The sequence below is a fragment of the Methylobacillus methanolivorans genome (genome assembly GCF_054588515.1).
Window position 1 is genome coordinate 784536 of sequence record NZ_BAAILT010000002.1, and the last position, 22518, is coordinate 807053.

General features: G+C 50.7%; 19 protein-coding genes and 1 tRNA gene. 8 read left to right on the forward strand and 12 right to left on the reverse strand.

The genetic code is table 11. The features are described from left to right. Position 1: 1 nt before the first annotated feature. The 6 genes from LG202_RS04935 to rpsB all read right to left on the reverse strand — a co-directional run bounded on the left by LG202_RS04935 (position 2) and on the right by rpsB (position 4783). A complete protein-coding gene (locus LG202_RS04935; RefSeq protein WP_230347290.1) occupies positions 2–829 on the reverse strand; it encodes a phosphatidate cytidylyltransferase in 828 nt (275 codons plus the stop codon). Position 830: 1 nt separating this feature from the next. Continuing rightward, a complete protein-coding gene (locus tag LG202_RS04940; protein WP_230347291.1) occupies positions 831–1583 on the reverse strand; it encodes an isoprenyl transferase in 753 nt (250 codons plus the stop codon). Positions 1584–1648: 65 nt separating this feature from the next. Continuing rightward, positions 1649–2206: a ribosome recycling factor gene (gene frr / locus LG202_RS04945; RefSeq protein WP_230347292.1), complete on the reverse strand. Its 558-nt coding sequence runs from the start codon at positions 2204–2206 to the stop codon at positions 1649–1651. A 30-nt stretch (positions 2207–2236) separates the two neighbouring features. Further along, positions 2237–2953 (reverse strand): UMP kinase, encoded by a 717-nt coding sequence (gene pyrH / locus LG202_RS04950; RefSeq protein WP_230347293.1) that lies wholly within the window; start codon positions 2951–2953, stop codon positions 2237–2239. Positions 2954–3057: 104 nt separating this feature from the next. After that, a complete protein-coding gene (gene tsf / locus LG202_RS04955; protein WP_230347294.1) occupies positions 3058–3933 on the reverse strand; it encodes a translation elongation factor Ts in 876 nt (291 codons plus the stop codon). Between the two features lie 100 nt (positions 3934–4033). After that, complete coding sequence (rpsB, locus tag LG202_RS04960) at positions 4034–4783, reverse strand: 30S ribosomal protein S2 (RefSeq protein ID WP_230347295.1); 750 nt, start codon at positions 4781–4783, stop codon at positions 4034–4036. 222 nt (positions 4784–5005) lie between these two features. On the opposite strand from rpsB, the gene map reads away from it, so the two are divergent. Beyond that, complete coding sequence (gene map / locus LG202_RS04965; protein WP_230347296.1) at positions 5006–5806, forward strand: type I methionyl aminopeptidase; 801 nt, start codon at positions 5006–5008, stop codon at positions 5804–5806. A 5-nt stretch (positions 5807–5811) separates the two neighbouring features. Further along, on the forward strand, positions 5812–8382 hold the full coding sequence (locus LG202_RS04970; protein WP_230347297.1) for a [protein-PII] uridylyltransferase: 2571 nt from the start codon (positions 5812–5814) through the stop codon (positions 8380–8382). Positions 8383–8447: 65 nt separating this feature from the next. Here the strand turns inward: LG202_RS04970 and LG202_RS04975 are convergent, their stop codons facing one another. The 6 genes from LG202_RS04975 to LG202_RS05000 all read right to left on the reverse strand — a co-directional run bounded on the left by LG202_RS04975 (position 8448) and on the right by LG202_RS05000 (position 13472). After that, entirely contained in the window at positions 8448–8723 is a 276-nt protein-coding gene (locus tag LG202_RS04975; RefSeq protein WP_230347298.1) for a cupin domain-containing protein, read from the reverse strand. 136 nt (positions 8724–8859) lie between these two features. Beyond that, positions 8860–10029, reverse strand: coding sequence for an LLM class flavin-dependent oxidoreductase (locus tag LG202_RS04980; RefSeq protein ID WP_230347299.1), 1170 nt, complete (start codon positions 10027–10029; stop codon positions 8860–8862). An 18-nt stretch (positions 10030–10047) separates the two neighbouring features. Continuing rightward, positions 10048–11106, reverse strand: a complete 1059-nt coding sequence (locus LG202_RS04985; protein ID WP_230347300.1) for an LLM class flavin-dependent oxidoreductase — start codon at positions 11104–11106, stop codon at positions 10048–10050. 246 nt (positions 11107–11352) lie between these two features. Continuing rightward, positions 11353–12000, reverse strand: a complete 648-nt coding sequence (locus LG202_RS04990) for an HAD hydrolase-like protein (protein ID WP_230347301.1) — start codon at positions 11998–12000, stop codon at positions 11353–11355. Next, positions 11981–12607: a nitroreductase family protein gene (locus LG202_RS04995; RefSeq protein WP_230347302.1), complete on the reverse strand. Its 627-nt coding sequence runs from the start codon at positions 12605–12607 to the stop codon at positions 11981–11983. The genes LG202_RS04990 and LG202_RS04995 overlap by 20 nt, the downstream gene beginning before the upstream one ends. Positions 12608–12782: 175 nt before the next feature. Continuing rightward, positions 12783–13472 carry a class II aldolase/adducin family protein gene (locus LG202_RS05000; protein WP_230347303.1) on the reverse strand — a complete coding sequence of 230 codons (690 nt, stop codon included), beginning with the start codon at positions 13470–13472 and terminating at the stop codon, positions 12783–12785. 514 nt (positions 13473–13986) lie between these two features. Between LG202_RS05000 and LG202_RS05005 the strand changes: the two genes are divergently transcribed. The 6 genes from LG202_RS05005 (at position 13987) to LG202_RS05030 (ending at position 22500) form a co-directional block, all read left to right on the forward strand. Further along, a complete protein-coding gene (locus LG202_RS05005) occupies positions 13987–16353 on the forward strand; it encodes a TonB-dependent receptor (protein WP_230347304.1) in 2367 nt (788 codons plus the stop codon). A gap of 153 nt (positions 16354–16506) precedes the next feature. Then, positions 16507–18288 (forward strand): ABC transporter ATP-binding protein, encoded by a 1782-nt coding sequence (locus tag LG202_RS05010; protein ID WP_230347305.1) that lies wholly within the window; start codon positions 16507–16509, stop codon positions 18286–18288. Then, positions 18278–20119 carry an ABC transporter ATP-binding protein gene (locus LG202_RS05015; protein WP_230347306.1) on the forward strand — a complete coding sequence of 614 codons (1842 nt, stop codon included), beginning with the start codon at positions 18278–18280 and terminating at the stop codon, positions 20117–20119. Before LG202_RS05010 ends, LG202_RS05015 begins: the two co-directional genes overlap by 11 nt. Before the next feature lie 221 nt (positions 20120–20340). Next, positions 20341–21384, forward strand: coding sequence for an ABC transporter substrate-binding protein (locus LG202_RS05020; protein WP_230347307.1), 1044 nt, complete (start codon positions 20341–20343; stop codon positions 21382–21384). A gap of 160 nt (positions 21385–21544) precedes the next feature. Beyond that, positions 21545–22186 (forward strand): peroxiredoxin, encoded by a 642-nt coding sequence (locus tag LG202_RS05025; RefSeq protein WP_230347308.1) that lies wholly within the window; start codon positions 21545–21547, stop codon positions 22184–22186. Between the two features lie 238 nt (positions 22187–22424). Then, a tRNA-Asn gene (locus tag LG202_RS05030) sits at positions 22425–22500 on the forward strand. Positions 22501–22518 lie beyond the last annotated feature (18 nt).

Here is a 22518-nt window from a genome sequence, read left to right on the forward strand (position 1 = left end):
ATTACGCGGAATGCATCCACGCCTGATAATAAAGAGGGAAATGCAGAAAAAATGCAGCAATAGGCAGACTGGAGGTCAAGCCATCCACACGATCAAGAATACCGCCATGGCCCGGTAACAGACTACCACTATCTTTAAAACCAGCCTGGCGTTTGATCAGGGATTCAAGCAAATCTCCCATAATGCTGAAGACCGTCAATATCCAGAAACCTACGATCAGCAATAGATTGAGCTGAAAAGCGAAACAGAGGGCCAAGCCATACAAGCTCACTACCACCAACGCTCCCAATACACCTTCCCAGGTTTTTCCAGGACTAATATTGACTGCAAGTTTACGCTTGCCAAAACGCTTGCCAGCAAAATAAGCCGCACTATCAGCAATCCAGACCACAAGCATAATCGCCAATAGTAACCAAGGACTAATGGCTCGCAAGCTGATTAAGGCGAGCCACAAGGGCAGCACAATCCACCATCCCGCAAGCATTATAAGATAGACATTCTGGATGCGTGCTCGACTCCATAGCCATAAGGGTGCCAAAAAAAGCCAGAAAGCAGCCGCCAGCGGCAACCCCCAGTACAAGGCATACTCTTGCATAAACGCATTTTCCGGCCCTTGCCAGAAAGTGAAGAACACGCCAGCCACAGCAGATGCCGCGATATAAAGGTAGCGTACTGCAGGCTTGAAGCCAGCCATGTGAGCCCACTCGCTCAAGCCGATCAAGACACCAACCAGCATGAGTAAAGACCAGTAAGGCTCAGGCAGGAGAAACAGGACGGCCAGAAAAGCAGGAATCAGGGCCGCAGCGGTTAATAAACGTGTCTTTAGCATATTAATCTGCAACCAACTGCTCGCTGGTACGCCCAAATCGGCGCTCACGCTGCTGATAAGAAGTAATAGCGCGTTTGAATTCAACCTCGTCAAAATCAGGCCATAAGGTCTCGGTGAAATACAACTCGCTATAAGCAAGCTGCCACAGCAGGAAATTGCTCACCCGCTGCTCACCACCAGTACGAATGAATAAATCCGGCTCTGGAGCATAGTGCATACTGAGGTAAGTCGCCAGATCAGCCTCAGTAAAACTCTCGGCTAACTCCGGCTTCTCTGCCAACAGGCGCTTCATCGCCTGCATAATGTCCCAGCGACCACCATAATTGACGGCAATGGTAAGGGTCAGGCCATCCTTATTAGCTGTTTGTGCCTCAGCCTCTGCAATCTTGGCAACCAGCGCAGGATCAAAACGAGAGCAATCCCCGATCATGCGCAAGCAGATATTGTTTTCAGCAAGCTTCCCAACCTCTTGCTGCAATGCTTCCATGAACAAGCCCATCAGAAAACTGACCTCATCTGCGGGACGACGCCAGTTTTCACTACTAAAGGCAAATAGGGTGAGATATTTCACACCATGATTGGCGCACAAACGCACGACCTCGCGCACAACCTCGACACCACGCTTGTGTCCCGCAACACGAGGCAGAAATCGCTTTTTAGCCCAACGACCATTACCATCCATAATCATGGCAATGTGCTGGGGAACCTCACCCGTTACCGGGATAGTTTGGGTGGAGCTGGAAAAAAGTGCCACTCAATGCTCCGCAGGGTAGAATCAATTAAAACTGCAAATCAAGAAAAACAAAATCAGCGCCGTAATTAAACAGCCATCAGCTCGGCTTCTTTGGTTTGCAACAGCTTGTCAATTTCAGCAACAAACTTGTCTGTCAGCTTCTGCACTTCATCTTGTGCACGGCGCTCATCATCCTCACTGATTTCCTTGTCTTTCACCAGCTTTTTCAAGGCATCATTGGCATCGCGGCGCACATTACGTACTGCCACTTTTGCATTTTCCGACTCACCACGCACGACCTTGATCAGGTCACGTCTACGCTCTTCAGTCAACATTGGCATTGGAACACGGATGGTTTCGCCATTGGTCGCAGGGTTCAAGCCAAGATCAGAGTCCCGAATCGCTTTTTCCACTTTGGCTGTCATGGTTTTCTCATAGGCCTGCACATTGAGGGTGCGTGCATCACCCAAGCTCACATTAGCCACCTGGTTGATGGCTACCATGGAGCCATAATATTCAACCATGACATGATCAAGCAAACCGGTGTGCGCACGACCAGTACGCACCTTGCTCAAGTCAGCCTTTAGTGCTTCTATGGATTTCTGCATTTTTTGATCTGCAGTATTTTTTACGTCTTGTATCATGATGTCTCCTACTAAGCGTGTATGGGGTGGTTATGGCAGAACACGAGTGCCTTCATCCTCACCCAGCACAACCCGTTTCAGCGCACCTTGGCGGAAAATGCTGAATACAGAGATTGGTAACTTTTGATCGCGGCACAGTGTCAATGCCGTCGCATCCATGACTTTCAGGTTCTTGATGATCGCCTCATCAAAAGTCAGCGTCTTGTACCGCATCGCCTCCGGATTGCGCTTCGGGTCATCCGTATAGACCCCATCCACCTTGGTTGCCTTCAATACAATATCAGCGTTGATTTCCATACCACGCAACGCAGCCGCAGTATCGGTGGTAAAGAATGGATTACCCGTCCCCGCCCCAAAAATGACCACACGGCCTTCTTCAAGATAACGGATAGCTTTGCCACGAATGTAAGGCTCAGCCACCTGCTCAATATTCAATGCAGATTGCACTCGGCTTACCAAGCCTACATGCCGCATGGCATCCTGCAAGGCTAGTGCATTCATGACGGTTGCCAGCATGCCCATATAATCGGCAGTAGCTCTATCCATGCCCTCTGCTGCCGGTGCCACTCCACGGAAAATATTACCGCCACCAATCACCACTGCCACTTCCACGCCGAGATCAACTACTTCCTTGACCTCTTCAACAATCCGGGAAATGGTCGCTCGGTTAATACCATAGCTATCATCACCCATCAGGGCTTCACCAGAAAGTTTCAATAAAATGCGTTTATAGGCGGGAGTGCTCATGGGGCTCCTTATTGTTATGCAAATTGTGCAAAACGTGAATCATCCCAACATAAAGATGACCCACGTTCATTGACTACAGGCAGGTCGCAGGTGCGACCATTAGTTTACACCTTTGCTGCAGCAGCAACTTCAGCAGCAAAATCGGTAACAACCTTTTCAATGCCTTCACCAACAACATACATGGTGAAAGAAGCGATGCTGGCATTGTTGGCCTTGAGCAATTGCTCAATCGTTTGCTTGTCGTCCTTGACGAAAGGCTGGCTCAGCAACGTTACTTCCTTGAGGAACTTTTGCACGGTACCTTCAGCAATTTTGTCCAGCATGGCATCTGGCTTACCAGCTTCCTTGGCCTTTTCAATAGCAACACGACGCTCAGCGTCGATCAGTTCAGCAGGAATACCGCTGGCATCCAGTGACTTTGGTTTTGCAGCGGCAATATGCATGGCGATATCCCTACCAAGCGCCTCATCACCACCAACCAGATCAACCAGCACACCGATCTTGGCACCGTGAATATAGCTCGCCAACTTGCCTTGCGCTTCTGTCACAACAAAACGGCGAACAGTGATATTTTCACCGATCTTGCCGATCAATTGCGTACGGATATCTTCAACGCTACCGCCTTCGACATTCAAGGCGGACAAAGCGGCAACATCAACTGGTTTTTCGCTGGCAGCAACGTCAGCCACTTGGCCAGTGAACGCCAGGAAATCTGCATTCTTAGCACAGAAGTCGGTCTCGGAGTTGATTTCAACGATTGCACCCAGCTTGCCATCGGCCTTGATGCTAACAGCGACAACACCTTCAGCAGCAACACGACCAGCAGCCTTGCTTGCCTTGTTACCAAAACGTACACGCAGGATTTCTTCTGCACGCGCCATATCGCCTTCAGCTTCTGTCAGCGCTTTTTTGCAATCCATCATGGGCGCATCAGTGCGCTCACGCAACTCCTTAACCATGCTTGCGGTAATTTCAGCCATTATTTACTCCTTGAACATTATTTTGTTGGCAGTTTGCCAAGTTTGATTTGCCAAATTCAGATACAAAAAAAGGGGGCCAAAGCCCCCTTTGAACAGGGTCTTACTCTGCCGCGGCTTCCTCAACCTCGACAAATTCTTCTTCAGACGCTGCCTTAACAATCTCATTGATACTTTGGTTACGACCTTCCAATACCGCATCTGCAATACCACGTGCATACAGGCGAATTGCGCGACTGGAGTCATCGTTACCAGGAATAACGTAAGCTACGCCATCAGGAGAGTTATTGGTGTCAACAACACCGATCACTGGAATACCCAGCTTAGCAGCTTCAGTTACCGCACCACTTTCATGACCAACGTCGATGATGAAAATAGCATCTGGCAAGCCACCCATTTCCTTGATACCACCGATGGAGCGCTCAAGCTTCTCAACTTCGCGCTTGTAGCCCAGAGCTTCCTTCTTGCCGAACTTTTCAATGCCACCATCTTGCAAGAGTGCCTCGTATTCTGTCAGGCGCTTGATGGACTGCTTAACAGTCTTGAAGTTTGTCAGCATACCGCCCAACCAGCGATGGTTAACATAGGCGCAGTTAGCACGCTGAGCTTCTTCCTTGATGATGTCGCGTGCTTGACGCTTGGTGCCAACGAACAGGATACGGCCCTTGTTTGCAGCCAGTTGACGCACATACTTCAATGCATCTTCAAACAGCGGCAGGGTCTTTTCCAGGTTGACGATATGAATCTTGTTGCGGTCACCAAAGATGTATTGAGACATCTTGGGATTCCAGTAGCGAGTTTGGTGACCGAAGTGGACACCGGCTTCCAGCATTTGACGCATGGTAACGGACATTTTAATCTCCAGTAAGGGTTATTGCTTCCATACACCCAACAACATCCGCATTCTCAGCGGACACCCTGTACGGGGTATATGTGCAGATTTGGCAGCCTTCTCACGCTAGAGTTGGCTGCAGATTACGCCTGACAAGCATTATTCCTGCCAAACGGGTGCGATATGCTACCATAAGCAGCTGTACGAACTCAAGGAAAACCTGGGCGCAAGCCTTGCAATACCATGGCAATCAACATCAAGACTGAAAAAGATATCGAGAAAATGCGCGTAGCCTGCAAATTGGCTGCTGAGGTGCTAGATTTTATCACACCCCATGTTCAACCCGGCATTACCACCGGCAAGCTCGATGAGCTCTGCCACGACTATATGGTCAATGTGCAGAAAACCATCCCTGCACCGCTCAACTACGCTCCCCATGGGCATACTCCATATCCTAAATCCATCTGCACTTCAGTCAATCATCAAATCTGCCATGGCATTCCTGGCACAAAAGTGCTCAAGAATGGCGACACATTAAATATCGACATCACAGTGATCAAGGATGGTTACTACGGTGATACCAGCCGCATGTTCCATGTGGGCGACATTTCCATTCAGGCCAAGCGCTTGTCTGAAATCACCTACGATTGCATGTGGCTGGGCATTGACCAAGTCAAACCAGGTGCGACTCTAGGCGACATCGGCCACGCCATTCAAACTTATGCAGAGAAAAATGGCTTTAGCGTAGTGCGTGAATTCTGTGGTCACGGCATTGGCAAAAACTTTCATGAAGACCCACAAGTGTTGCATTACGGCCAGCCTGGCAAAGGTGCCTTATTAAAACCTGGCATGATTTTCACTATTGAGCCAATGATCAATGCAGGCAAGCGTGACATCAAACAACTGGGCGATGGATGGACCATCGTCACCAAGGACCACAGCCTGTCTGCGCAATGGGAACACACTATCCTAGTCACTGAAACCGGATACGAAGTGCTTACAGTTTCAGCAGGAACTCCGCCAGCCCCTGCATTAATCAAATAACTAATATGCAACCAGCCACTCGCGCAGATAACAATTTGGCACGCCATTGGCGCCTGGAGCTACAGACCGAGCAAAAAGCGCTCCAGCAGGCGTTCATGCAAAAACCCAATGTGAGCCACCTGCTGCAAGCCCAAGCCACATTGACCGACCGCATTCTGCGTGCGTTGTGGCAAACCTTTGAACTGGATAACGAAGCGACGCTCATTGCCGTAGGGGGATACGGCAGGGGTGAACTATTCCCCTACTCCGATGTTGATATTCTGATCCTGCTAGGAAACGAGGCATCGCCAGAGACCAATCGCAAGATCGAAGAATTGATTGGCGTGTTATGGGACACTGGCCTTGCGATCGGCCATAGCGTTCGAACCCTGCAAGAATGCCTGATAGAAGCACAAAGCGATGTGACAGTGCAAACCAACCTGCTGGAAGCCCGCTATCTGGATGGGCATCAGGCTCTCTATGCCAATTTCCTCCAAACGGTAGCCTCTTCAATGAATGTGGCAAAGTTTTTCGAGGCCAAGATAGAAGAGCAGCACCAGCGCCATGCCCGTTTCAACGATACTGCATATAACCTGGAGCCCAACATCAAGGAAAGCCCTGGGGGCTTGCGCGACTTGCAGAATATCATCTGGATCGCACGTGCCCTTCATCTTGGCAGCAACTGGCGAGAACTGGTCAAGAACCGCATTTTGTCCAAGCATGCTGCGCAGCAATTACGCCGTCATGAGCGCAATCTACAAATGCTGCGTACACGCCTACATTACCTCGCAAATCGCCGAGAAGACCGACTACTGTTTGACTTCCAAAACGAGCTTGCAGCCCAACTCGGATTGACCACCACGTCGCGTAGACGCGCCAGCGAACAATTGATGTTTCGCTTCTACCAAAGTGCAAAGTTCGTCGGATTGATCAACGAAATCCTGCTGCAGGTATTGCGTGAACGCATCTATCCTGAACAGCATACAGTCGTCAGCATCACCAACCGTTTTGAAGCTGTTAATGGCCTACTGGAAACCAAGAGCCCTACCCTGCTCTATGATGAACCTTCCGCCATCCTGGAGAGCTTCCTTGTCCTGCAACAGCACCCCGAGCTCAAAGGCATGGGTGCTGAACTATTGCGCGCACTACATCGTACCAAGCATGAAATTACGCCACAATTCCGTAGCAACCCCAAGAACAAAGCCCTGTTCATACAAATCCTGCAACAATCCAGAGGCATCACTCACACCCTGAAGCGCATGAATCGCTATGGCATACTTGGGCGCTATATTCCAGCTTTTGGCCGAGTATCGGGCCAGATGCAGCATGACTTATTTCATGTATATACCGTTGATGAACACATTCTCAACGTACTTGCTAATCTAAGGCGTTTTGCACGTGCGGAATGTGCGCATGAATTCCCGCTCTGCAGTCGTTTATTTCAGGAGTTTCCCAAGCCATATCTGTTATATCTGGGCGCATTGTTCCACGACATCGCCAAGGGGCGTGGCGGCGACCATTCAACATTGGGCACGATTGATGCGCGACGTTTCTGCAAACAGCACCAGTTACCTGCGGAAGATACTGAACTAGTCGCATGGCTAGTAGAGGCCCATCTGGTGATGTCCAGTACCGCGCAAAAATCTGACTTATCAGATCCTGCTGTCGTCGAAAAATTTGCCCAGTATGTTTCTACCGAACAACGCTTAATCGCCCTTTACTTGCTTACCGTAGCCGATATTCGCGGCACCAGCCCGAAGATATGGAATGCATGGAAAGGCTCCCTGCTTGAAAACCTGTTCCGCGCCACACAACGCATCCTGCGTGGCAGCAACCTGAATGAAGAACTCAATGCACGGCAGCAACAAGCCAAGGAAATCCTCAGCTATTACGGTGTGGTAGAACAAGCCTACCAACCTTTATGGCAGCAAATGGGGCCTGCTTACTTCATGCGCCACGAAGCACAGCTAATTGCGTGGAATACCAGGCTGCTGCTCACCCACATCAACACCCAGACCCCGATTGTACGTGCAAGACTCAGCCCGGCTGGCGACGGCATCCAGACCATGATCTACATGCCTGACCAAGCCGACATTTTCGTCCGCATCTGCAGCTTTTTTGGGCGCCTGGGTTACAACATCGTTGAGGCCAAGGTATACACAACACAAAATGGCTACGCATTAGACAATTTTTTAGTTCTTGATCAATCGGATAGAAAAATTACTTATCGTGATTTATTAAGTTTTATCGAATATGAGCTGACACAAAAACTGATTAGCCAAGCGCCACCCGATGCGCCAGTGCAAGGCCGTATCAGTCGCCAAGTCAAGCACATGCCCATCAAGCCTGAAATTACCATTAAGCAGGAAACCGAAAGCCAATATACGCTGCTGGACATTGCCACCAATGACAGGCCTGGGCTCCTTTCCCGCATTGCTCATGTATTGCAGCAACACCATATCCGCCTGCATACAGCAAAAATCAATACGCTAGGCAATCGGGCCGAAGATACCTTCCTGATCTCAGATCAATCCGGACAACGGTTAAACCAAAATACACTCAGCCAATTGGAAGTATCACTTCACACGCAGCTTTAATGGCGCCAAGGCGTAAAAAAAGCCCCGCCATGATGGCGGGGCTTTTTTCATTGCACGTAAACAGATTAACCGTGCTTGTAGTGCTTGCGCAGTGGCTTTACTACTTCCCAGCTGCTTTGCAAGCCAACAGGGAACACAACCAAGTCACCAGGAACAATACGCACTGGCTCGCCACCCTTAGGGGTAACCAATATTTCGCCTTCCAGAACATATGCAGTTTCCTTGATACCGAAATCCAGTGGGAACTTGGAGATTTCCTTTTCCCAGATAGACCAGTTCGCAACGCCCAGTTCCTTCAGTTTTTCTTCACTTGGGTTGTGCTCGATGATAATTTGGCTCATTTAAACATCCTTATTTTCTAAAATTAAATAGCCGCATAAAACGACTTGGCAGAATTCTAGCATGCAGACCACCTCCAGGGGATGATTCAAGCACCGCGAAACTTCATTAGGATTAGAAAAGTTGCTTTCTAATCAATTAGCCAATTGCGCGCAATGCAGGTGCACCAACGTGCCCCCTCACCAATGGCAGCACCTCTTCGCCTACACGATAAGCCTCCTCCAAATGAGGCGTGCTAGCCAATATAAATGCATCAGCTCCCAGCTTGACCAGGTCATCCAACCGCTCTGCCACTTGCTCGTAACTGCCGACAATGCCTTGAGTCTGACCACCTCGTAGCAAGCTCAAACCCGACCAGACATTAGGATGGATAATAAAGTCACGATAGTTATTTAACTCCTTGGGCGCATTGTTGCGTTGGCGGCTAGCCCCTACCGAATCACCTGTCTGCTGCGCAAATCGCTTATAGCGCTCGCGCTCCGCATCACTCAGACTCTCGAATCCTCGCTGCACTTCACGCCAGGCCTCTTCTTCAGTGCGGCGAGCAATAATATCTACCCTTACTGCGCATTTGATCTGGCGACCCAACGCTTCCGTTCGCTCTTTGACGCGATCAAATTTCTCACGCAACTGGTCGAAAGGCTCCAGCCACGAGAGATAATACTCAGCATGCTTGGAGGCTGATGCCAGCGCAGCATCAGATGAGCCGGAGAAGTAAATCTCTGGAAACTCCTGGCCTAGCAACTGTGCCGGCAAGGCTGCATTCTCAACCTGGTAGAACTTACCCTGATAGGAAAAACGCTCGCCACTCCATACCCCACGCAGCACATCAAGAAACTCAGTGGTACGGGCATAGCGATCATCATGACCTGCAACATCTCCCCACCATAACTGAGCAGGGCCACCGCCCCCGGTAATAACGTTATACAACGCCCGACCACCAGTAGCGCGTTGCAGACTGGCCGTCATGCGAGCAGCCACCACGGGATTAAGAAAACCAGGCTGGAAAGCAATCATGAAGCGGAAAGTGCTAGTTTCGCGTGCAAGAAAAGAGGAAATGGCCCAAGGCTCATCCGTCATCGGAAAAGAAGGTATTAACCCTCCCTGAAAACCAGAAATCTCTGCGGCACGCGCCACTTCCGCAATATAGTCAAGATTGGTGAAACCATCGCCATTGCCACCACTCAAGCCTTTGTGCACAATATGGTCACCTTCCTGCTGCGACCAGTCGCCACGATGACGCAACTTATTGCGTAAAGAGCTTGGCTCACCGTGGGTAGGAATTCTCCAGAATACATCAATTGTCATTATTCATTACTCCTTGAATCAAGCGGCCTGCTGGGCTTGCAAACCCAGTCTTGCACGCAGGGCAGGCAAGATATTCTCACCAACACGATAGGCTTCTTCCAGGCTGGGCACGGCCCCCAGGATGAACTGGGTCACCCCGGCATCGGCATAACTTGCCAATTGCTCCTGTACCTGCTCGAAACTACCCACCAAACTCGCCTTGGCACCGGTGTGCGCCGTGGTCAAGCCATCCCACAACCCTGCCCGGCTTAAAACAGACAATTGGGCCTGCGCCGCATGACGCGTGGCATCAAAAATAGCCTCTTCCTCGGTTTCGCGAGCTAACACATCAATGCGCAGCCCCACTTGCAAGCTACGTCCTTCCTGCTTTGCCAACGTTTGTAGTGCTGCAATCGCTTGCTGTATATCCTGCAAAGGCAACGCGTCCAGGACATGCACATCTGCCAAGCGCGCAGAAATACCATAAGCCTCCAGGCTACTGCCCGTGAGATAAACAGGTGGTACCTTTTGCCCCGAAAGTGGACCCTGGAACCCACCTTGCAATACCTGGAAAAAACGCCCTTCAAAATCGTAACCAGTACGCGTAATGACATTCCTGGCCACCGTCACAAACTCCTCGACACGCGCATCGAGATCGGCATCATCAACAAAATCCCCCTGCTGATGGCGGCGTTGTGCATCACGCTCCACCCCGATCTGCCAAGCAAAACGCCCGCCCGTGAAGCGTTGATAACTCACCGCATTCTTCGCGGCATACACAGCAGACCCGCGTGAGGCATCAAACTCGGCAAGCACCGTAATATGGCGCGTAGCACGGCTCAAGTACCCGGCAACGATCCAGGACTCATCCCCTTCAGGATCATTCCTTACCTGCAAACCATCAAATCTCGCTAATTCAACCGCTTTCGCAATCTGGTGCAGATGATCAAAATAATTGAACCGATTGCCCCTAGGGTCTGTTACCCCAGGAAGAAAATAAGGTTCTCCATCCTTACGCTCACCACGAATGTGTTTTTGCGTGTCGGCATATCGCCCATCGCCTGAGGTAGGGACCAACCAAAAAAACTGCGTACTCATGCAACATCTCCTAACAACATTCATTTGTCGTAATGGAATATCGCAGAAAGCATGCCATCGCCATAAAATAACCATAAATAAAAGATGGTATTTTTTACACCATTGTTTTTATTAAAAAAATAGTAATTTCTTCTCCAGTTTTTATAGCGCTCCTCATATTTAATAAAAAATATCGATGTGATAACTGTTGGATATGAAACAGATGCAATGCGTCATGTGTTGTTTTTGAAACAACGGGTGAAAAAATCAACACTGGCTCAATTGTTGCCAATCTTGTGCACGATGAAAGTAGTAGGCAGGCGATTCTGGTTGAAGCTCCTCAATCCCGCCATACCCCCACAATACAGCACCAGACTGAAGGCCATATTGATGCGCCGCACGCAAATCCACGGCTCTGTCGCCGATCATGACACTACGGCTGCTAATACATTCTTGCTGCGTTAATTCGGCGATCTGCTGCCACTTTTGAATCCCGATATCACCGCCGCTGACAAACCTGAAATGATGGAAGATGGAAAAATGCTGGAGGATTTTCTCGGCGAGATATGCCGGCTTCGAGGTACAGATCGCCATCACTGCACCAGCTTCTCCAAGGCGCTGCAAACTTTCGGCGACCCCTTCATATAAACGATTCTCGGCATAACCTATCTGCTGGTATCGCTCTCTATACTTCAGAACCAGTGCAGAAATCTCTTGCTGGGTACATTCACCTATCATTTCCTTAAAAGTTTGATCCAGTGGAGGCCCAACAAAGCGCGCCAGCACACCTTCATCCCATACAGGGTGACCAAAGTAGCTCAACGCATAATTGATACATGCTGCAATGCCTGGCAAAGGGTCACTCAAGGTGCCATCAAGATCAAACAGCAGCACATCATGTCGCATTGGATTCATCAGGAAACTTAAACGCTCCCTCTGTATATAAACTACCCAATGGCTTTCTCGTCGTTGGCGTTTCACGCAAACGGATATCCTCGGGCAACGCGCCAGGCTCGCCCTGCTTACCAATCGCAATCAATATTTCAATATGAAAATCTTCAGGAATGATGAACTCCTCACGCGCGCGGTCACGATCAAACCCGCCAATTGCATGAGTAATCAAGCCTGTATAGGTGGCCTGCAATGCAAGATATGCCCAAGCAGCACCTGTATCGAATGAATGATTGCGTAAGGGAGTCGCTACAGTATCGCCCTTACGAACATGACTGGTTTTGGAGACCAGCAAGGCCAATACACTAGCCTCTTTCGCCCAGCGCTGATTGCCTTCATTCGCCAATAACAACAAGCGTTGCCAGGCCTCTGTGCCTTGATGGGCATAGATAAAACGCCACGGTTGAGAGTTATTGCCAGAGGGAGCCCATCGCGCTGCCTCAAACAAGCTTTGCAACGTCATGTCATCAATGGGTTCCCCAGTAAACGATCTTGGCGACCAGCGACTGAGGAATAAAGGGTGGATGGGATACTGAGACTCGCGATATTGCAAGTCATTGTCATGGTTCAATTTATGCTTCCTTAACAAACTGGATCAGGAAATATCCAGCCTCCACCAACAGGGAGTAAGAACAAAACATCAATACCACTCCGACCACGGCACAAGGCAAGCTCTTCGCAATATGCATGAGTGGGATGATGGGGCTGAATTTATATCTGTATAAGGCAATGCCGAATGCCAATGGTCAGGCAATATCCTCAAGATAACGACCGCTATACTCCTTCGACTTTTCCAACAAGCCAGTGCGCTTCCATTGAAGCTCCAGCGCGCCAGGGGTATAAAGCTGTGCACCGCCAATTTGCTCTGCAATCGCTTGATAGCGTGCTGCTTCCTCTACAAACAAGATAAGTTCAGATGTACGCAGAATGCCCTTACCCCAGAAATTGACCCCACCATTAGACTCAAGCAAGGCAGGAGGTGGTGCCAGTTGAGGGTACTTATCCAAGCGCTCACGAATCACATCCAGCACAGAGCGTGTGCGATCAAGGTGGTTGGGAATCTCGCGTGCCAGGATATGACGTGCTGCAGCAACATAAAGAATGGGAAACGGCTTGTGTGCCAATGACCAGGCAGAAAGGTAATTGGTGTGGACATGAATGGCAGTGTCGGCATCCAGGCGAGCTTCATTCAGGATGTGCTGCTTCTCATCCGAAAAGCGGGTAATGTTAATAGTCGGTGATTGATCCCGAGCCAAACCACCGGGAAAGCGGATATGCAATAACTTATCATGGCCAGGAATGCGATGCGTCACATGGAATGTCAGGGTAGCTGACAAGCTACGATTATCACGCAGCACATTGAATGCATGGATAGCATCGGCTTTGGCATCATCAATATAAGAGATCAAATCGATCTCGGACAAAATATCACTCATCACAAAACTCCTTGGCGTCGATTTATTGATACTTGCGTATGAATATTAAGAACGTCATTCACACACAAATCCAAACAAAGGTTTTGCAAGTGGCATGCCAACAAATTCCAGTGACAATTACCTATAAATTACTTTAATTAATATAAACAAATAATTATTTAATAATAAAAAATTAAAATTTTATTTTATTGATCATAATCGCAGGATGTTGAGCAAGAAACAATTACCTGCACAGAATTCAACACCTGCTGATATTCCCCCATTCATTTCTACCCCTCGTGCTGATTCCAGAACACCAGCAAACTAAACTGCATGAAAAACAACATGTGATGATCAAACAACACTAGACGCTGCTTCCAGATCAGCAGAAACAAACCTAGATAAAATCCATAAAAATAAAAAATAAATAAATTTCAATAAGTTAAATAAAAACATTATCACTGGCATGGTTCCTGCCAATCCTGCTTGACCTCTCACAAGATGAGCTCTCACTTATTCAATTGCAGGGAAATTTATGCCATCACATAAAACAACATCTATCTCGTTTATCCGTAAACCGATCACCAGCGCAGTGATTGGCGCACTGACAGGCAGCTTGATCATTGGCGTTGCTTATGCCGCAGATGAACAAGACAAAACTACAAGCTCTGCCGAAACACAAACGAACGCTCAAGAAAACAGCAATATCACTCCAGCCCAACCCAAGGAGGTCGAGTCTTCCCTGGGTAGCGTTGTTGTTACAGCACAGCGTCGCGAAGAAAATGCCCAGGAGGTACCAACTGCGATTTCGGTACTGGGTGGCGAAGAACTGCAACAACGAGGCATTGGCCGCTCTGCCAGTGAAATCCTGAACAATGTTCCCAACTCGTCGGCTGGTACTATCCAGAATGGCCGCCCACGCTGGTGGATCCGTGGCGTGGGTGCAGGCCAGCAGCAACTGGACTTCCCCAACCCTATTGGCTTCTATATTGATGATGTATTCATCAGCAATGCCAGCGCTACCGGCCTGCCTATTTTCGACCTTGAACGTGTAGAGGTCTTGCGCGGCCCGCAAGGTACGCTATGGGGTAAAAATACAACCGGCGGCGCGATCAATATTGTTTCCAAGAAACCTACTTTCTCGGAAAATCCGGAAGGCTATGCCAAGGTGGATTACGGCAGCTTCGGCGATAAGATAATTCAAGGCGCGGTTGGTGGCACCATTGTCGATGAACGCATCGCAGGCCGTATTTCGTTCTACAACCAGGATCTAGATGGTCGCTTCACCAATCAATTCAATGGAAAAACCAGCGGCGGCGTTGAAGACTCGGTCATTCGCGGGCAATTGTTGTTTGCACTGACGCCTGACCTTGATGCTCTGCTGAACGTTTATCACCGTAAATACAAAACCGACGGCAATGTTGGTACTGTCTATAGCCGCACTGGAGAATTCCGCAATGGTTACAGACCCAGCCGAAATATCAATCATGTCAGCAGCAATGCGGAAGAAAGTAACGATGTCACGCAAAACGGTATTTCGCTGAACGTTAACTGGCAGCTTGGCAAACTAACCCTAACGTCAATTACGGCTTATGCTGATTACAAAACAGAAGCATTCACCGATACTGACAACTCTCCCTTGGAAATTGGCCGCGGTTACACGGATGCAAAAAGCAAACAATGGACACAGGAGTTCCGTCTTGCATCGCCTCGTGAAGATCGCTGGAATTGGTTGACTGGTTTCTTCTACTTCAAGGAGGATATTGACTCCTACTCTGCTGCTGCACGCCTTCCCAATACAGCTGTCGCACAGCTGGCTGGCTCTTCGCAGCCTAATAGCTTTAATGCAACCGACCTGTCTCATGAAACTGAAAGCTATGCGATATTCGGCAGCACCACTTATAACTTCACCGATAAATTCGATACCACTCTGGGAGCACGCTGGACAACGGAAGAAAAGAAATACGATCTCAATCGTATCAACAGCAGTAGCGCTGGAGCTGCCTCTTGGTCTGATTATGGATCATGGTGGAGCAGCTACAACGGCGGCATTGGTGGCTCAGGTACATTCACAGATGCACGCGATAAGCGTTGGAACGCCTTTACGTACGATATCACCCCGCAGTACAAGATTACGGACACTGATCGCGTCTACTTCAAATTCTCTCGTGGCATCAAGTCCGGCGGCTACAACACCGCTGCCGCCAATCCATTGGCCTTGAATACACTGAAACCAGAAGAATTGAACGCTTATGAAATCGGCTATAAGTCCGAGTGGTTGAATGGTCGCTTGAATTTCAATGCTAACGCCTTCTACTACGACTATAGCAATGTTCAGGTTAACGTTGTCGGTACTAATCTGGCAGTGCCTATTTCCTATCTGCAGAACGTAGAAAAAGCCAGCGTCAAGGGTGCCGAATTTGAGGTTGAAGCTCTGCCTACCAATAACCTTCACCTCAATGCCAATATCGGCATACTCAAGACAGAGTTTGAAAAATTCGATATCCAGAATGGTGGCGGTAACCACGATGGCAATGAGTTTGTACGAGCACCTCGCTGGAGCGCTCAATTGCGTGGCACTTACAACATCCCGCTGGCAAACGGCAACAGAGTACTGTTGGGAGCGGATGCACGCTATCAGGGCAAGCAATATTTCTTTGTTGTGCCACAGGATAACGACTTGCTGAACCAAGGAGCCTACACATTGGTAAACGCACGTATCAGCTACCTGACCAAGAATGACAAGATTGAGCTGACTGGCTACGTCAACAACCTGTTCGATAAGGAATACCGCTACCACGCGCTGCCAGCCAGCGCTCCAGCCGGCACAGCGATCTCAGGTAACACGGTTTATTGGGGTAACCCAAGAACTATAGGTGCTTCTTTGACTTTCCGTTTCTAAGCGCTCCACCACTTAGCAACAATAGTAAAGACTGCATGAAAAAGAACAGCCTGATTTCCAGGCTGTTCTTGCTTTAAACCCTTGCTCCACCAATCCAACCGATAGCTTGCCTGTCTGTTGGTCCGTTTATATCCTCATGAGTACTCAGGTCATATGAAGCAATACCCTCTCATCCGCTGCCTGCTTTTGTATCGCTACATGCCATACAAATTTGCATTGACTGCGATCTTATTTACCTTCGTCAATATCGGCATGGCATGGCAGCTATGGCTGGTTGGCCATGCAGTTAACGATGTCCAGAGCGGTAATGCCATTTCCAGGCTGGCAGACGGCAGCCTGGAATATTCACAGACGCTACACTGGATCGTGTTGTTACTGCTAGTCGCACTTGGCAGGGGCATATTGCAATATATCGGCGGCCTGATGTCGCTGGTGATAGGCCAGGATCTGCTCACCATCCTGCGCGAGCGCATCCTGCACCAGGTACAGCGGCTGGATCTTGCCTATCACTGGCGGCACGGCATGGGGGAAATGGTCACACGCACCACGCGCGATGCCGACAAGGTGCGCGATGCGTTGATCAACTTCTGGCGCCAGGTGTTCGAGGCCAGCCTCTGGGTGCTGGTTTCCGTCGCCCTGCTCTCCTGGTATCACCCATGGCTGGGCCTAGGCACGCTGGCGTTCACGCTGGGCGGCATTGCATTATTTGTGACGCAGACAGAAAAACTGGTGATGCTGGATCGTGCCGTAGGCACAGCCTACGACGCGGTCAATCAAGAACTAAGCGAAGGCGTGAACGGCGTGCGCGTCATTAAGTCTTTTGGCCTGGAACAGCAACGCGTCGCAGTTTTCACGACGCTCGTACAGAGCTTCATGCAGAACGCGCGCAGCGCGCTGTCCTATGCCGCCTTGCGTATTCCTCTGCCGCAGACTGTGGTCGCCTTGAGCCATGTCTGGATACTGGCTGTGGGGGCATATCTGGTGCAGCAAGGCACGCTGAATATCGGTGAGCTGGTTGCCTCAGTGCTGGTCGCCAATACGCTGGTGTTCCGCATTGAGGGCATCGGCCGTGTGATCCAGATTTTCGCCGATGCGCGGGCATCGGCCGCCCGCATCTGGGAGCTGCTCGACGAACAGCCGACGATCAAGTCTGGCACCGACTCCGTTCCAGAGGGAGCATTGGGCATCCGCCTGAATCATGTTGGCATTCAATCCCCAGGCCAGGGCAATGCGATATTGCAGGATTGCAACTTGGAAGTCGCCCCAGGCGAAGTAGTGGCGATCGTGGGCATGACAGGTTCGGGTAAAAGCAGCCTGGCAGGATTGCTACCGCGCTTACTGGATGCGGATGCCGGCATTGTGGAAATCGGTTCGCCTTGGGCTGGATGGAAAAACATAAAATTATTTAATCTAAATAGCTTAAGAAAAAATATTAATGTCGTTCCTCAAGAAAGTTTCTTATTCTCCGACACCCTGGAGGCCAACCTGCGGTTAGCCAAGCCGGAGGCAAGTCAGCAACAAATCCTGCAAGCCTTGGAGCAAGCGGGCGCAACGGAAGTGCTCGACCGCCTGAGTGACGGCCTGCAAACCAGGATCGGCGATCGCGGCATCACCTTATCCGGCGGGCAGCGGCAACGTATCAGCCTGGCACGCGCATTTCTTGCAGAGCCCTCCATCCTGGTGCTGGACGACGCCACCAGTGCACTCGATGCCATTACCGAACGCCAGGTTTTGGACAACATCCGCAAGCTGCGCAACAGCAACGGCCAGCCCATCACGGTCATCCTGATTGCGAGCAAACTTTCCACCATCCTGCTGGCAGACCGTGTCGCCATGCTCGACCAGGGCCATATCCGCGCCCAGGGCACTCACGAGCATTTATCCACCACCAACGCGCAATACCGCGACTTACTGGGAGTCAGCCATGGCCAATGACTTTCGCGGCGACAAGCCGCTCAATGACATAGAGCTGGAACAGGCCTTTGCCCGCAAGAAGCTCGACCGCAGCATGTTCTGGCGTTTGCTACCATTGCTTCAGGATGTGAAGGGGCGTATTTTAGCGGTCATCCTGCTCGAAATCGTGCTGGTCGGCGTGATCTTCATACGCCCGTGGTTCCTGCGCGAAGTCATCGATAACGGCTTCATCCAAACTGCGCAAGGCATCGTTCTCAATACCCCGCTCCTGGTCTGGATGTCGGTCGCCACCGGGTTGAGCTGGGTATTGCGCTTCGGCGTGGGCAGCTTCTCGCAATACCTTGCTGGGACGGCAGCCATCAGCATCCTCAACAAGCTGCGCATCCGCGTATTCAGCCATATCCAGGCACTGAGCGTACGCTACTTCGACCAAACCAAGGCCGGTCGCATTATCTCCCGTGCTGACCGAGATATCGATACGCTGGAACCTTTGCTGGTGCAGGGGCCGCCTGAGCTGTTCTCGGCCATGCTGCGCTTGGTCGTGGCCTCAATCGCCCTGTGGTGGATTTCGCCCAAGCTGTTCCTGGCCTTGGCCAGCATCGTGCCTTTCCTGATTTTGGGCACCTGGCTGTTCAAGCGCATCTCGGAGAAAATCTGGGGCCGTGTCGCCGAGGCGCGTGCGCGCTTTACCGCGCACCTGGTAGAAACCGTATCCGGTGTACGTATCCTCAAGCAGACAGTCAACGAATCCAGCAATGCGCGCCGTTATCGTGGATTGCTGGAAGACTTCAACAATATCCTCATCAAGGGTTCAATGAAATCAAGCTGGTTCCTGCCATTGACGCAGGTGCTCAGCACAGTCGGCATGGCCTTCTTGCTCATGGTGGGTGGTATCGGCATCGCGGACCAGGAAATGACGGTCGGCCAGCTCGCACAGAGCTTATTCTACGTCCAGTTGTTCCTCGGGCCGCTGCAGGAGCTGAACGATTTGTTCGAGCGCTACACTTCCGGCGCTTCATCCGCGCAGCGCATTTTCCTGATGCTGGATACGGAACCTGAAATACAGGACCCGCAGACCCCTGCAATACCCAAGCAGCAATCCGGCAAAGTCGAATTCGATAACGTCATCTTCGGATACCTGCCGGAAAAGCCCGTAATACGTGGCTTTAACCTCGATATCCACCCTGGCGAAGTGTTGGCAATCGTCGGGCCAACCGGTCATGGAAAAAGCACACTGGTACAGTTGCTGACGCGCTTTTACGAAGTTAATGCTGGCGCAGTCAAGATTGACGGCCAGGATGTGCGTGAATATGCGCAGCAGGATTTACGCCGCAAGGTAGGCATCGTGCTACAGGACAACGTCCTGTTCTCAGGTACGGTGCTGGACAACCTGCGTCTGGCAGCCCCTGAAGCCGGCGATGAAGCCCTGATTGCCGCCGCACGCGAACTGGGTGCCGATGAAGTGCTGGAGCGACTGCCCGCGGGCTACCGTACCGCAGTCGGCCCGCTAGGTGCATTCCTCAGCCACGGACAGCGGCAACTGGTTTGCCTGGTGCGCGCCTATCTCGCCAACCCGGCCGTGCTGGTGCTGGATGAAGCCACTTCTGCTGTAGATATCCATACTGAACGCCGCATCCAGACCGCCCTGCGCCGCTTGTGCGAAGGCCGCACCGCCATCATTATTGCGCACCGCCTTGCCACTATCCGGGATGCAGATCGTATCGCCGTCATATGGGACGGCAATATTCAGGAACTCGGCAATCATCAGCAACTGATTACCCAAGGCGGCGCCTATTCGCGCCTGTACCAGGCGTACGAAGAAGCCTCAAATACCAACAACCAGCCTGCTTAGGCAATAACCATGGCTACTGCTTCACTATCAACAGTAGCCATGTGGAGTGTTGTTGCAGCATCACAAAAAAATCATAAATAACATTAATAAAATAATTTATTTAATTGATATTTATGTAATTTTAATAATTAAAACCTCCAAGTCTATATTGGCATGGAACATGCCAATACTAAGGCTCCAACCTGCTCATCTGCGCAGGCTCAATTACAAGGAGACTCTTCATGTCGTCAGCAAGCTCTCAAAACACATCCATTGATACCCTTTGGTACACACGCTGCCCAGTTCCCACCCCTCTCGGCCTTGCAGCGCGCCAGGACTGGTTTAAGCAGGAATTCCAGCCAGACAACATTACGATCAACACCCTGCAGGAAACCCGCGACCCAGAACTACTCGAATCACATTACGACCACAAGCTGCCGCACTCCTTCCGCCAGGGCGGCAACGTCCCGGCCATCTGGGCCCGCGCCAATGGCGCAGACACCAAGGTTATCGGCCTCAACTGGGTCGACGAAGCCCAATTGATCCTGGCACTGCCTTCCTCCGGTATCAAGGAACCCAAGGATCTCAAGGGCAAGAAAATCGCATTGCCATTAAACCGCATCAGCATCGACCATCAACGCGCCAGCGCATTACGCGGCATTGTCGTCACGCTGGAAACAGCAGGCCTTTCCACCAAGGATGTGGAATTAATCGATTTTGAAGTACCGCAATCCGCGCCTGGATTTGGCTGGGGCAATGGCACCCGCGTTTCCTATGCGCCCGAGCTTGAAGCGCTCAAGAGCGGCAAGGTCGATGTCATCTTCACCAAGGGCGCACGCGGTTATGAAGCCGCCGAAGCCAACGGCTTGACTATTGTCTACGACGTACGCAACCATCCAGACCCGCAAGTCCGCGCGAATAATGGCGCTCCACGCCCTATCACGGTCGATGGCGAACTCCTGCGCCAGCGTCCTGACCTGGTAGCCCGTTTTCTGCGTCGCATCGTCGATGCTGGCGACTGGGCAGCAGCCCATGAGGCGGATACCGTGGCCTACATTGCCAAGGAATCCGGCTCTACCGACGAATACGTGCGCAAAGCCTATGGCAACGACATCCACCTGCATCAAGGCACCGATCTGAACCCGGAACTCATCGCCGCGCTGGAAGGCTACAAGAACTTCCTGCTGGAGTGGGGCTTCATCAAGGCGGACTTCGACGTCAAGGCATGGATAGACCCGGCCCCGCTGGCCGAAGTTCTGCGCTCGCTTTCGCAAAAGGCAGCCTAATAAGGTTATAACAAACAATCATAACAACTCGTTGTTGGCTATGGTTAAATCAAGGCAGCTTCGCGTCGCATGAAGCTGCCTTATTCATTCCTGGTAGCATCCTGCTCGCCAAGGTACTACCCATTACAGCAACAGCTGTATTTATTTAGGAGGCCTTATCATGGCAACACTACGCTTAGGCGATACCGCACCCGACTTTACCCAGGACTCCAGCATCGGCACGATCTCATTCCATGAATGGCTGGGCGATAGCTGGGCCATCCTGTTCTCCCACCCTGCGGATTACACACCTGTTTGCACCACAGAGCTCGGCGCTACCGCCAAGCTCGGGCAAGAATTCAAAAAGCGCAATGTCAAACCCATTGCTCTTTCAGTTGACCCGGTGGACTCCCATAAAGGCTGGATTACCGATATCAATGAAACCCAGGGCACGGAAGTCAACTTCCCCATCATTGCCGACGCTGACCGCAAGGTATCTGAGCTCTACGACCTGATCCACCCCAACGCCAGCACCACCGCGACCGTACGCTCTGTATTCATCATTGACCCGAACAAGAAAATCCGCCTGACGCTGACCTATCCCGCCAGCACTGGCCGCAATTTCAACGAAATCCTACGTGTGATTGACTCTCTCCAGTTGACCGAGTATCACAGCGTTGCCACACCCGCCAACTGGGAAGATGGTGACGATGTTGTTATCGTCCCGTCAATTACCGACCCAGAAGTGCTCAAGCAAAAATTTCCCAAAGGCTACAAAGCCGTCAAGCCTTACCTGAGACTCACCCCTCAGCCAAATAAATAACAGCACCACCACAAAATCATGCCCGGCACTTCCGGGCATGATGCATTTTGAATGCATAAAAAATGCCGCCCTACCCCAAAAGTATCCAGTCAGCTCACATGACAAGAATATTTGATTCAAAAAGGAAATTTCCGCTCGGGCCAAATAGGCTTAAAACCATCATTAAAAAACTGTCACTTTTTTTGCAGAAAATAGTTGACCACTCCCCGCCAGGCCAGTATAGTAGCGGCTTCTCGATTCCCCGATAGCTCAGTCGGTAGAGCAACGGACTGTTAATCCGTGTGTCCCTGGTTCGAGCCCAGGTCGGGGAGCCAAATAGAAAAAGGCCGGTG